Annotated in this window: 9 protein-coding genes; 8 read left to right on the top strand and 1 reads right to left on the bottom strand. The window is 40.1% G+C overall.

Features of this window, described 5'->3' with window-relative positions; translation table 11 throughout:
- Positions 1–98 precede the first annotated feature (98 nt).
- The 5 genes from G561_RS0101955 (at position 99) to G561_RS0101935 (ending at position 8164) form a co-directional block, all read left to right on the top strand.
- Positions 99–1685 (top strand): exonuclease SbcCD subunit D C-terminal domain-containing protein, encoded by a 1587-nt coding sequence (locus G561_RS0101955; RefSeq protein WP_028858055.1) that lies wholly within the window; start codon positions 99–101, stop codon positions 1683–1685.
- A 175-nt stretch (positions 1686–1860) separates the two neighbouring features.
- On the top strand, positions 1861–2193 hold the full coding sequence (locus G561_RS0101950; protein ID WP_028858054.1) for a type II toxin-antitoxin system RelE/ParE family toxin: 333 nt from the start codon (positions 1861–1863) through the stop codon (positions 2191–2193).
- A complete protein-coding gene (locus G561_RS0101945; RefSeq protein WP_028858053.1) occupies positions 2186–2488 on the top strand; it encodes a helix-turn-helix domain-containing protein in 303 nt (100 codons plus the stop codon). The genes G561_RS0101950 and G561_RS0101945 overlap by 8 nt, the downstream gene beginning before the upstream one ends.
- 72 nt (positions 2489–2560) lie before the next feature.
- Positions 2561–3676, top strand: coding sequence for a hypothetical protein (locus G561_RS0101940; RefSeq protein ID WP_028858052.1), 1116 nt, complete (start codon positions 2561–2563; stop codon positions 3674–3676).
- A gap of 411 nt (positions 3677–4087) precedes the next feature.
- Complete coding sequence (locus G561_RS0101935; protein ID WP_028858051.1) at positions 4088–8164, top strand: AAA family ATPase; 4077 nt, start codon at positions 4088–4090, stop codon at positions 8162–8164.
- 73 nt (positions 8165–8237) lie between these two features.
- Here G561_RS0101935 and bilR read toward each other — a convergent pair whose 3' ends face one another.
- Entirely contained in the window at positions 8238–10217 is a 1980-nt protein-coding gene (gene bilR / locus G561_RS0101930) for a bilirubin reductase, long form (protein WP_028858050.1), read from the bottom strand.
- Positions 10218–10438: 221 nt separating this feature from the next.
- On the opposite strand from bilR, the gene G561_RS0101925 reads away from it, so the two are divergent.
- The 3 genes from G561_RS0101925 (at position 10439) to G561_RS0101915 (ending at position 13740) form a co-directional block, all read left to right on the top strand.
- Positions 10439–11089: a TetR/AcrR family transcriptional regulator gene (locus G561_RS0101925; protein ID WP_028858049.1), complete on the top strand. Its 651-nt coding sequence runs from the start codon at positions 10439–10441 to the stop codon at positions 11087–11089.
- Positions 11090–11254: 165 nt separating this feature from the next.
- Positions 11255–12463 (top strand): iron-containing alcohol dehydrogenase, encoded by a 1209-nt coding sequence (locus G561_RS0101920; protein WP_028858048.1) that lies wholly within the window; start codon positions 11255–11257, stop codon positions 12461–12463.
- A 227-nt stretch (positions 12464–12690) separates the two neighbouring features.
- On the top strand, positions 12691–13740 hold the full coding sequence (locus tag G561_RS0101915) for an NADP-dependent oxidoreductase (RefSeq protein WP_028858047.1): 1050 nt from the start codon (positions 12691–12693) through the stop codon (positions 13738–13740).
- Positions 13741–13766: the final 26 nt, after the last annotated feature.

Raw genomic sequence — 13766 nt, 5'->3', positions numbered from 1 at the left:
AAACCTGCTTAAAATTATTTGTGGTATGATAATTCAGTGTCTAGTTCTGCTATTCAATAAGCAGTTTTTTCAACCCAAATTGTGTAGTACTTGTCTATATGTCGAATTCTAGCAAACACCCTACTATTAAGCCTTTAACCGTACTGCATACCTCCGACTGGCATCTAGGCCGTCGGCTGTATGGACAAATGCGCTACGATGAATTTGAGGCTTTTTTAAAGTGGTTAGAGACTACGATCAGCCACTATGACGTAGATGTGCTTATCGTTGCAGGTGATATATTCGATACCATGACGCCAAGCAATCGTGCACAATCGCTGTACTATGAATTTCTGGGTAGAGTCTCTCACTCCAATTGTCAACATATCGTCATAGTCTCAGGCAATCACGACTCCCCTACTTTTTTGGATGCGCCAAGCAATGTTCTTAAGTTCCTAAATGTGCATGTTATAGGTACAGCGTGTGAAAACCTAGAAGATGAAGTGTTGACCTTAAGCGACAATGAAGGCAATCCGTATTGTATTGTCACAGCGGTACCTTATCTTCGTGACCGAGATGTGCGTAGTAGTAGCGCTGGCGAGTCTAGCGAAGACAAAGACAGCAAAGTGGTAGCTGGTATTAAGACGCATTATGATAGCGTTGCTGATATTGCCAAAACCAAACAAAACGAGATTAGAAAACAACTAAAGCGCCACATACCCATTATCGCCACTGGTCATTTATTTGCCTCGGGTGGGCGTACTACGGATGATGATGGCGTACGCAATTTATACGTTGGCTCATTGGGTAAAATATCTGCCGATATGTTTGCTGACCACTTTGATTATGTCGCCCTAGGTCATCTGCACGTACCGCAACGGGTCGGAGGCTGTGAGCATATCCGCTATAGTGGTTCACCAATTGCAATGGGTTTTGGTGAAGCTAGTCAGCAAAAACAGGTATTGTTGGTCGAGTTTGGAGACTCGATTAACGAATCAACAAATGCATCCAGTGATAAAACCTTCACTGATACCCCTTCTCTATCTGCCTCTACTAATAAAACATCGGATATAACCTCTCAATTATCGTTTGAAGACAAGGTCAATCCAAATCATCAACCACAACCTGATCTTTTCATGGACGATTTATTTGCTGATATAACTGATGAACCTGTTGAAGATGATGTAAATAACAATAAACCGAACCAGTTAGCCAATATAGATAGTGATAATAGTGACGAAATCTTATCTAATACTATAACGCCAACTACGGTTTATCACGATTTAAGTAAACAGATGCGAGTTGTATCTGTTCCTGTACCGACGTTTCAAAAGTTAATGCAAATTAAGGGAGATATGTCACATATCCAACAGTCGATTAAGGCACTACCTAAGGATGAAAGCGTATGGCTAGAAGTTATTTATAATGGTAATGAGATTGTTAGTCACTTAAATGAAGATATTCAAGCGTTAATTGAAGATACTGATTTAAAGGCATTAAAGGTAAAAAACACCAATAATTATAATAAGGTGCTGTCTTCCTCAAGCAGTACCGAGACATTACAAGACTTAAATGTGATGGAAGTATTTGAGCGCTGTATGAGTGTGCATAAAGTTGCAGATTCGCAAAAAGAGGAGCTCCGCGAGGCTTATCAGCAGGTTCTGCATGAAGCGAGTCATGAGGATGTTAATTCTGGAGAGGTTTAGTTTTAGCGATATTAATAGTTTAAATAGGATTTTTTAGGATAATAATTTTAAAAGATTACAAAAAAGTCGAATCCATATACATAAATATTAAAAGTATAAATTCAAAATAAATTCAGTACGTCCTAGTATTTTATATCAATACTGATATAATCTATTTATTAGTAAAAGGGATTTTATGAAAGATATTGAGTTTCTGGGTACTTCATTAGATGAAGTCCGTTCATTTCCTGAGAACATAAAGCAAGATACAGGCTATCAACTTCATAAAGTACAAATAGGCGATATGCCAGATGATTTTAAACCCATGCGTAGTATAGGCAGTGGTGTCATCGAAATTCGACTCAAAGATGCTAATGGTATTTATCGAGTCATCTATACTGCTAAATTCGCTGATGTTATCTATGTTTTACACGCCTTTACTAAGAAAACTCAAAAGACACCCCAATCAGATATTATGCTTGCTAAAACAAGGCTAAAAGAACTTATAAAGGAATTACAAGATGACTAGATATACTTCTGTATTTGATGCTATAAGTGATACGCCAGTTCAAAGCGCTAACTTAAAGATGCGAGCTGAGTTGATGCACCATCTTACTGATATGATCAAGCATATGTCAGGTACTCAAAGTGAAATTGCTAAACATTGTGGTATTACCCAACCTCGGCTGAATGATTTATTGCAAGGAAAAATTAGCAAATTTAGTTTAGATGCACTCGTTAATATTAACGCTAACCTAGGTGTTGAGATTAGTTTGGATTTTAGTCAAGGGAAGCCACAAAATGAATTGGTAGATGCGGATTAAAATTTATTGATATTTGTAGACTGTAGACGAGTTAATCAATCTCCGACTCTATCTAGTTTAGCTGAGTAATATATGGAAATAATTAGCACACCAATTCTAATTTCAAATTTTAAACCTTTCAGATTAATATCACGTAACGAGTCTGATAAGTGGGAGCCTAGCCTAGAACAGATAAATCAATCATCATATGATTATGTAAAATTTCATAGAGCCAGCAAATTTTTCAATGCACATTTACCAAAACCAATGCCAGCCTGCTTTGGATTTGATGGTAGTTTAATATTACCGTTTATCGAAGAGTTTAAAAATGACAATTTGGTAGTCGAAGAAGTTAACCGAATTCTAGCATCAGTTCTACTCGGTGGTATTTATGTGGAATCAGTGTCACCCCTAGATATTTCTCAAGGTATGATGAACCTAACAGGTTATTACCGTCATTCTCGAACTTTTAGTAGCACTTCCGAATTTCACCGCGCCATAGGCGAATGTGATGCAGGTTCATTAGCTTCTATTAAACTACTCGAACCTGAAATCATCCAAGCAGATAAAATGATTTCAGCATACAACTATGGACATAAGATATTATCTAAATTACCTATACTTTCGCCTTCTCTTTTTATTAGTGCGTTTACATATCATAGAAGATATCAATTACGTGAAGCTCTTGCTCACGCTTGGATTAGTGCAGAGCAAATACTAGAACTTATTTGGACTAAGACAGTAGTTCAGAAATCAAAATCTATAAACATACCTAAACGTCGTAAATTCCTTGAATCTCAACAATGGAATTCTGCACATAAAATCGAAATACTTTATCAACAAGATTTCATACAAGAAGAACTTTACATACTATTGAGTGATGCAAGGACTGCAAGAAATAACTTCATCCATAAGGGGCAAACTCCTACTTATGAGCAGTCTTACTCATCGTTAATGTCATTAATTATCCTTGTAGAAGTTGCTTCAACAGTAAATCAAGTAGATTTTAATCGTTCTAATTTACAGCAACTCTTATCTAGTAATAAAAACCAATGTATCCCACAAACTTATATTTCTAGGAAAAGAACAAGAGAAGAGTTAAATGTAAAGTATTGGCGGGAATTAAAAGTCCTTCCAGGAGACAAGAACTGGCAGGGCGATTACGAATCATACCCCGATATAACACTAATAAAAATTGAGAAAGATTGATTTAGAATGATAATATTTCTGCGCTCTATTGAGGGTTTTTGGCATTGTAGCCAGTGTAGTGTAGCACCCTACCGACTACCCTAGCCTTAGTGGACTAGTTATATTAGATCACTTTTCAATGATAAGCTAACGTTGCATCAAAGGAGCGGTTTAGCCTCGATTGCAGTAGATATACTTGCTTGACTACACAGAAAATCATAGATTTTCTCTTGCGTCGGGTCAAAGCAGTGCTTTGCTTTAACCCTCCTCAGGTATCATAGCTAGAGGCGTTATCGCTGAGTCAGGAACGGCTATGGTTTATAGTCACCGCTCTAGTGGTCAAGTAAGATAGCAATAAAAAGCGAAATTAGCTCCAAATCATCATTAATTCCATTTTTACCTATTCACCTCCTAATAGCTTAAGAAAATACCATGCGCCTAATCGAACTACGACTTAAAAACCTCAACTCTCTGAAAGGTGAATGGCATATCGATTTTAGCGATAAAGCCTTTGTAAATGAGGGTATTTTTGCCATTACAGGACAGACAGGTGCGGGTAAAACCACGATTTTGGACGCGATTTGTTTGGCGCTTTATGGTGAGACGCCTCGTATTAATAGCATTAGTAAAAGTAGCAACGAGGTGATGACACGGCAAACCGCTGAATGCTTTGCCGAGGTAGTGATTGAGTTAAACGGAGCACAGTACCGATGTCGTTGGGGGCAGCGCCGAGCGTATGGCAAGCCTGATGGTAATTTACAAGACGCAACACATGAGTTGAGTCGGGTGAATCTTGAAGACCCTGATAAGGGTGATGAGATTTTAGAGGAAAAGCTGTCTCGCACAAAGCAAAAAATCATTGAACTAACGTCGATGGACTTTCAACAGTTTACCCGTTCAATTTTGCTCGCCCAGGGTAGTTTTTCTGCGTTTTTAAAAGCCAAAGCAGATGAACGTGCTGATATATTGGAGAAAATTACCGGTACGCAAATTTACGCTGATATTTCCAAAAATGTGTATGAAAAGTACCGCACTCATAAAGAAGAGTTAGAGCGCCTGCAAGCGGTTTCTGATAGTTTATCGCTGTTAGATGAGGAAACCGAAACCGCGTATCGCAAAAATATTGACACATTAAATACTGAGCTTACCACTAAAAAAACCAAGCAGGATAGTTTAGAGTCACAAATTAAATGGCTACAGGATGTCGCAGATTTAAAGCATAAATTGTCGCAATATACGCAAGAGGTTGACGATGCCGAGCGAGCTAAGCTGGGTTTTAAGTCAGATGCTGAGCGTTTGGATATGGCGAATAAAGCGCTTGAAATTAGCAATGATTACAATAAATTGCTAACCATTCGTAGACAGCTTACTGAATATACGACGAATAAAGAAGATAGCGCCAAACAATTGCTAGAGGTTGAGACAAAATTCAATCAAAGTCAGCAAGATTTAAAAACAGCCGAGTTAGCTGAGCATAAAGCGGTGAGTGAGTATAATAAAGCGCAACCGCTGATTCGTGAGACTCGCCAGTTAGATGGGCAGATTTTACAGCATCAGGAGCGTTTTCACGATCAACATCGTCGTCGTGATTCGCTTAATGCAAATATGACTAAGTTAAATGAGTCACTAAAATCTTCTAAAGACGAGCAGACGCAATTGCAGGAAAGGCTTGTTAAAACTAAGCAGTTTTTAGACACACGCTCGCATCATGAAGCACTGCCTAGTGATATTGAATCATTACATCAGCTTGGTAGACAGCTCAAAACGGTGTTGCACAATATTGCACATAAAGATGCGCAGAGGCAAGTTGCTAAAGCTAGTTTGGGTCAATTGACCGATAAGTTATCAAAACTTGAAAGTGGTCAAAACCAAGTTAGCGATGATATTGAGCGTAATAAGCAACAACTTGCAACGCTTAAACAACGTCAGCACAATCTAATGCAAGGGCAAACCCTACAATCCTTACGCCATCAGCACAATGAAATTGAGCAAAGCAGTCAACAGCTTAATGACATTAAGGTGCATCTCGAACAAGTGAGTCAGCTTGCATTGCAAGCTAAAGAAACACAAGCATTGCTACCTGATAGACAGCGAAATATCGATGTAATTCAGCAAAATCTTGCGGCTAACGAGGATAAGTTAAATCGCCTAAATACCGAGCTAGAAGATAAGAAAGTAAATTTAGAACTATCGCAACAAGTCGCTAAACTTGAGGATTTTATTCATTTATTGCAGGATGATGAGCCATGTCCATTGTGCGGCTCTCTTGAACATCCTTATGATGGCAACCACCCTTTGCTGAATAATAAGTCACAACCTGATCAAAACAAACCGACGCCTATAGAACTACTTAAAAACCGTATCAATGAATTATCGTCCGAGTATAAGAATGTTGAGAGGCTTATCTCTGAAGATAAAATTAAATTAGCGACCTCTAAACATGAGGTAGTAAACTATCAAAAGCAGCTTAATGAGCAACTAAGCAAATTAGCAGAGTTAGTAAGTCGCTATGAGTCATTAATAACTACTTTTACGCAAAATGTACTCAACCTTCCCCCTACCCTTATCGACATCATTGATAAACAATCGCTTTCAAAAAAGCTGAAAGCGTCAATTGCAGAGTTTGGTAGTAGTCTAAATAAATTGCAGGTCAACCATCCACAGAGTGACTCTTTAGAGCATAACCAGATAGATAGTGGCAATTTACAACAAGTCATCATCACTGCTGATGACTTGAGTTCATTGATTCAAAATACGCGACAGGACTTAGCATCGCAAAAGCAAACGTTAAATACGTTACTTGATGAAAACGACAAGCTAACTCATGAAATTAGTCAAAGTGAAAATAGCATCAAAGCATTGCAGGACAACTCCCAATCAACGATACAACAAATTAATGCGCTTAATACAGACATAAAATTAATAGAGCAACAAATTAAAAATGATAAGGACTATATAGAATCGAATTATGCAGAAATTAATGAGTCAATAACCCTCATTCGAAAATTGGTTAATCCATATAAACAAGACGATAACGATAAATGGTCTACCCTTGATACGACATTGACCAAACTAAGCAATGCTATAAGCAATAAACACGTTTTAATTGAGAGCGACTGTGAGTCGTATTTGGAGACCTTACGTGATCATTGTCGATGGATGCGTCAATTACAACAAGATTATAACCGTCAAAAAGAGCTTAGCCAGTCGCTTAGTAGTGAGATTGGTAACGTTGAGACACGAATCAATGGATTAATAAATCAGCTGGATGACGTACAAAAAGAGTTTAATGATTTAAATCTAGTTATTAATGATGTAAAGACCACCTTAGACACTTTACAGAACAAAAGACAGACTCTTTATCAAGATAAAGATATGGATGCTGAAGATAAACGATTGCAACAAGCAGTTAATTCAGCAAAAGAAAACTTAGCGCAGGCTCGTGAGCGCTATAATCGCTATCAATTACAAATTAAACAACTGAATGAGCATATTGATAAATTAAAAACAGCGATCTCAAAGGCTAACGATGACCTTAACAACCAACAAGTATTATTCGACACCTTATTAAAAGACAACCAGTTTGATAATGAGCATAGCTATAAAGATGCCATGCTTGAACGTGAAGCTCGTGAGGCTTTAGCAACTCAAAAGCAAAACATTGATAATAATTTACAGATTGCTTGCTATAGGCTTGCGGAGACAAAGCAACAGTTAGAAAACAAACTAGCGACGCCCTTAGTTAATTTAAATAATGAAAACGATAGTAACGTCAATATTAATACTGATATTGATTCTGCTAGTGCTATAAATCAAGCTGACTTTGATGCGCATACAATCTCATTAACTAATCAGTTAACGATACTTAAAAGTGAGATATCAGAATTAGACAGACAGATTGGTGCGCTACAACAACAGCTTAAAACCAATGAGAAGAATAAAATAGCGCTAGAAGAACAACTTGAAAAAATTAAAAAACAGCAACATACTTACAATATCTGGAATAATCTACGTGAACTGATTGGTTCGGCAGATGGCAAAAAATTCCGAACCTTCGCACAAGGGTTAACTTTCCAAATCATGGTTAGTAATGCCAATATTCAGTTAGAAAAAATGAGTGACCGCTACTTACTCACTCGTGATGAAGGCAGTCCACTTGAGCTTAATGTCATCGATAATTATCAAGGCGGTGAAGTTCGTAGTACTAAAAATCTATCCGGTGGTGAAGGCTTCATTATCAGCCTCGCTTTGGCACTTGGGTTATCAAATATGGCAAGTCAAAATATGAGTGTGGACTCGTTATTTTTAGACGAAGGCTTCGGTACCCTTGATGAGGATTCACTCGATATCGCACTTGATACACTGACCAATCTGCAATCAGAAGGTAAACTAATTGGCGTCATCTCGCACGTTCAGAGTTTAAAAGAGCGAATATTGACCCAAATTAAGGTTGAGAAAGTATCGGGTGGTCACAGCCAGCTTAGTGGGCCTGGTTGCCAACAGCTTTAAGCTTTTGGGGTAGCTACACCCGGCTACTACCCCAAAACGTTCAGATAAAATAGCTTAGATAAAGAGCTAAATTCTATATCGAATTAGCAGCATCATAGGCAGTTTTTATCGCCTGCGAGATATCCGCTACTTTTACACAGTCTCCCACCTCAATAACCTCAATGCCTTGTGCCAATAAGTCACTGCTATCAAAGACTTGTGGACGTGCCCCACTAGCAACTACCACATAATCCGCAACAAAGGGAATTATATTGCCTTGCTGATCCTCACAAGAAATATTTAATTCATACGCTGATTGCTGACCTTTTTGTGCCTCTTGCTCTTGAGCCTCCTGAAAATGGTTTGGCTCAATGCGAGTCACTTTAAGACCTGGATGCTGAGTAACCCCATAACGACGGTAGGTTTCTAGCACACTCGGCAATACTGTAATACCGATGCCCGCCCCTACTTTATCACTCATCTCAATGATTGCCACTTGGCATCCTTGCACAGCAAGGTATTCGGCTGTCTCACAACCGACGATGCCACCACCGATGATAACCACACGCCCTGCAACTTGCTGCTCACCTGCCAGCACTTTCCAAGCATCACAAACCTGAGAATCGTCTATACCAACAATAGGTGGCATAAAGCTATTGGCTCCTGTAGCAACAATCACAGTGTCTGGCGATAAAGCGAGAATACTATCCGTATCAGCCTCACGACCTTGCTGAATCTGTACGCCAGCTTGATGACAAGCTTGGGTTAAATCTTCAATACTACGACCAATTTCAGCTTTACGTGGTGGTACTGAAGCAATATTAAGCTGCCCGCCCAGATAGTTTTGTTTTTCGAAGAGCGTCACTTCATGACCTTTGACAGCAGCTACCCGAGCTGCTTCTAATCCAGCAGGACCACCGCCAATCACCACTACTTTTTTTGGCTGCTCAGCTGGGGTGATAGATCGAACCGCCTCGAAGCCATTTTCGGCATTGACCACACAAGCAATAAACGAGCGATTAAGCACAGTATCAACACAGCCTTCATTACAGCCTATACAGCGGATGATGTCTTGCGGACGTCCAGCAGCAGTTTTATTCACCCAGTCCGGATCAGCGAGTAAGGCGCGGCCTATACCTATCATATCCACTTTGCCCTCATTAAGTAGTTCCTCAGACATAGCAGGGTCTATAATACGCCCAGAAGTACTGACTGGGATTGAAACCACCTGCTTCACTGACGCGGTGATATCGGCAAAGAAGCAATAAGGCTGCACTCCCATCGGTGGAATGGTATCCGCCATATTACCAGTATGGTTTGCCTGAGCCACATGCAGCATATCTACGCCAGCCTGCTCAAGCCACTGAGCAAATATCGGTGCCTCATCAATGCTGACTCCGCCCTTGCCACGCTCAGGGGTAATCACTGGTAGCTTGTATTCAATGACCATCTCAGGCACAGCAGCCTTCATAGCTTTCACTAGCATCAAAGCAAATCTAGTGCGGTTTTCTAGAGAGCCCCCAAACTCATCGCTACGGGTATTCATTATCGGACTACACAATGCTCCGACCAATCTGTCTCCATGAATACTAACCACATCGACGCCCGCGCGCTGAGCGCGTTGAGCACAGGCACACATCTTATCAATAATCTGCATTAGCGCTTGTTGGGTTACCTCATTAACAAAGTGATCCATATCATGGTTAAGTTGCGAGCGCAGTTCAACCATTTTGCCCGCATCAAATAAGGCATTTAGAACGTCACTGTCATATTCTGGGTGAAATATCTGCACCCCAAGCTTGGCGCCATAAGCATGAACATTGTCAGCCAATTGTCTAAAGCTATCAATTTGACTGTCCTCATAAAGCTTCGGAGTCACTGCAAAGCTGCGAATAGGTGCCACATCACCTAACACGATATAACCAACACCACCCTTAGCTAGCCGGGTATAAAAAGCACGGCTTTGTTCACTGATGGTGCCATCTCTGTCTTCGTATCCTGTAGTCAAAGGTGGAAATAAGACGCGGTTTTTAAAGACCTGACCGCCAATTGTAATGGGTTGTAATAGGTTCATGGTGCTCTCTAAATATGTCGCTAGCTTGTATATGGCTGGCTAGATAGGTCGTAATATGGTTTTGTTAAACTATATCTGTTTCGTTTATTAACAAAGGTATTTATTTATAAAGGATTGTAAGCCATGGTGAGTATATAGTCGTTAGCAAACAACCATAAACCTACGAACTTAATGGCTGTGGTAACATTAGCATATACTAAAAGAACCACTATGGACCCATTATGAGTTATCACAATATGCCTATTTCCCATTCAGACCCTGTTGATCTTTTTCAACATACCCCGAATGACACCAAGTCACACTTGCTAGCTACTGGCTATCAGCTACTGGCACAAAAGGGCTTTACCGCTGTGGGTATCAAAAAAATACTGGATACTGCTGGCGTACCCAAAGGTTCTTTTTACCATTATTTTGCTTCCAAAGAAGCGTTTGGCGAAGCCATTATTCAAAGTTACTTTGAACATTATAAGCACCGCTTACAGGCTATCTCAGCACAAGATATCAGTGCGCAACAAAAGCTATCTCATTACTTTCAGTATTGGTACAACACCCAACAAAACGAATGTGACCACGAAAAATGCTTAGTGGTAAAACTTAGCGGCGAAGTATCCGACATCTCAGACCCAATGCGAGAAGCTTTAGAAGAGGGCTCACAGCAAACTATCCAGTGGATAAGTGAGCAGGTAAAAGCAGGCTGGGCTGAAGGCTCTATCCCTATTGCCAAAAATATTTCTGCAGAGAGTATCGCCAAGCGTTGGTACTATGCCTGGCTTGGAGCCAGCTTGATTGCAAAAACCAGTCGCTGCAACACAGCTCTTAATGAGGTGTGGCAAATGACGGCCTCAGAGATTGGGCTTGAAAAGATCCGTTAATAAAAACTGCACACAGTTGCTAATCAGTTATGTTGTTTTGTAAAGCTACTAGACGACTGGTCTAATAAATCTGTATGATTCTTAGCAAGATATTCATATTTATAATTTATATTGCCTATTATCTATTTCAGTTTTAAACAATTAACTAGTAACTTAAGGACAACCATGAAGAATTTCCAATATTACAACCCTGTACGCATTGTCTTTGGGGAAGGTCAAATTAGACAATTGGCTGACTTAGTACCTGCCAATGCTCGTGTGTTAATTACTTATGGTGGTGGCTCTGCAAAGCGTACCGGAACGCTTGATGAAGTTAAAACCGCGTTAAATAGCAATGGCAATCGTGAAATTTTTGAATTTGGTGGTATTGAACCCAACCCTGAGTTCACTACTTTATTAAAAGCAGCTGACATGGCAAATGTACAAAACATCGATTTTATTTTAGCTGTGGGTGGTGGTTCGGTAATTGATGGCAGTAAATTTGTGGCGCTAGTTTCACACTTAAAAGAAGAAGACGGCACAGTATCTCGCGATAAAGCATGGGACGCCTTAACCAGCTCTTGTAAAGATATTGACTCAGCTGTTGACCTAGGCACGGTACTTACTATCCCTGCTACCGGATCTGAGATGAATGCTGGTGGTGTCATTAACTATAGTGAGCGTCATGCTAAGCTATCCTTTGGTAACCCCTTAGCTTATCCGAAGTTCTCTATCCTTGATCCAATCAAGACTTTAACACTTCCTGAGCGTCAAGTAATGAACGGCATTGCCGATGCCTTTGTTCATGTCATGGAGCAGTATTTAACCTATCCTGTCAATGCCAAAGTACAAGATGCTTTTGCCGAGAGCCTATTAAGAATCCTTATTACTGAAGGCAAAGCTGTAAAGCAAAATCCTGAAGACCTAGAAGTGCGTAAAAACATCATGTGGACAGCAACTATGGCACTTAATGGTCTGATTGGTACTGGCGTGCCACAAGACTGGACCACTCACATGATTGGTCATGAGCTAACCTCTTTACATGGTATTGATCACGCTCGCACCTTAACCATTGTGTTGCCATCATTGATGCGTGAGTTGAAAGACAGTAAAAAAGAAAAACTATTACAGTATGCGCGCAATGTGTGGGATATCAATAACGATAATAATCAATTTACCGATGATGATGTAATTGAAACTGCTATTGCTTATACCGAAGACTTCTTTAAGGCGCTAGAGCTGCCTATCAACTTTGCCGATGCAGACTTAGATGAAAGCGCTATTGAGCCTATTATTAAGCAGCTTGAAGCACATGGCATGACCGAGCTTGGTGAGCATAAAGCCAATGATTTACAAGTTTCACGCCGTATTTTACAACGTGCTGCTAAAGCTTAATCGTGGTCTAAACTGCTATATATCTAACTTATTGCTTTAACTCTTAATTTACAAATAAGTAAGGTTATAAATTAGGTACAAAAGCACGACATAGGCACAGCTTCCCTGCTCTAGAATTGGTACTGCATAAGCTGCTGTATGTTTTATTCCTTTAATAAAAAGGAATTGCTTAAAACTTTTTAATAATAAAAACACTGAATAAACCCAATAACAATAAGGATAACTCCATGAGTTTTACTAACATTCAATCAGATACTTTAAACCGTCAAGTTAAATTGGCTAGCCGTCCACACGGTAAACCGGTTAATGATAACTTTGAATTAGCCACGACTGAAATCCCAACCCCTGCTGATAATGAGATGCTACTGCGCACCTTATACCTATCACTTGACCCCTATATGCGTGGTCGTATGAGCGATGCTGAAAGCTATGCTGATCCCCTTGAAGTAGGTGACGTTATGCTAGGCGCTACTGTCTCACAGGTAGTCAACTCTAATGTTGATGGCTTTAGTGAAGGTGATATCGTAGTTGCATATAGTGGCTGGCAAGACTATAGCGTCAGTAACGGCGAAGGGGTTTATAAGCTTACTAAAGACATGAGCAACCCATCATACGGCTTAGGGGTACTTGGCATGCCTGGATTTACAGGCTATATGGGCTTGACGGATATCGGTAAGCCAAAAGCTGATGAAACTCTAGTAGTAGGCGCAGCAACCGGCCCAGTCGGCGCTACCGTCGGTCAAGTCGCTAAGCTGCATGGTCTGAAAGTTATTGGTGTCGCTGGCGGCGAAGACAAATGCAAATTTGCAGTAGAAGAGCTTGGCTTTGATCAATGTCTTAATCACCGTGCCGATGACTTCGAACAGCAGTTAGCAGCAGCATGTGCAGATGGTATTGATATTTATTATGAAAACGTAGGTGGCCGTGTATTCGATGCAGTATTACCACTACTGAACGCCCATGCCCGTATCCCAGTATGTGGTCTTGCGGCCCATTATAACCAAACTGAACTGCCAGAAGGCAAAGACCGCTTAAGCTTACTGATGAGTAATATCTTAAGAAAACGCTTAACTGTCAAAGGCTTTATTATCTTTGAAGAGTATGGTGACCACTTCCCAGAGTTCTTACAAACTATGGGCAAATGGGTATCAGAGGGCAAAATAAAAACCAAAGAGCATATTGTTGATGGCTTACAAAACGCTCCAGAAGGTTTTGTCGACATGCTATACGGTAACAACTTTGGTAAAACAGTGGTCAAAGTTGCTGATCCTAAATAGCTTTTGACCCTATATAGCTGTTAGGC

Origin of the sequence: Psychrobacter phenylpyruvicus DSM 7000 = NBRC 102152 (assembly GCF_000685805.1) — a bacterium.
Taxonomy (GTDB): Bacteria; Pseudomonadota; Gammaproteobacteria; order Pseudomonadales; family Moraxellaceae; genus Psychrobacter; species Psychrobacter phenylpyruvicus.
This window is presented reverse-complemented; position numbering and strand designations above follow the sequence as displayed.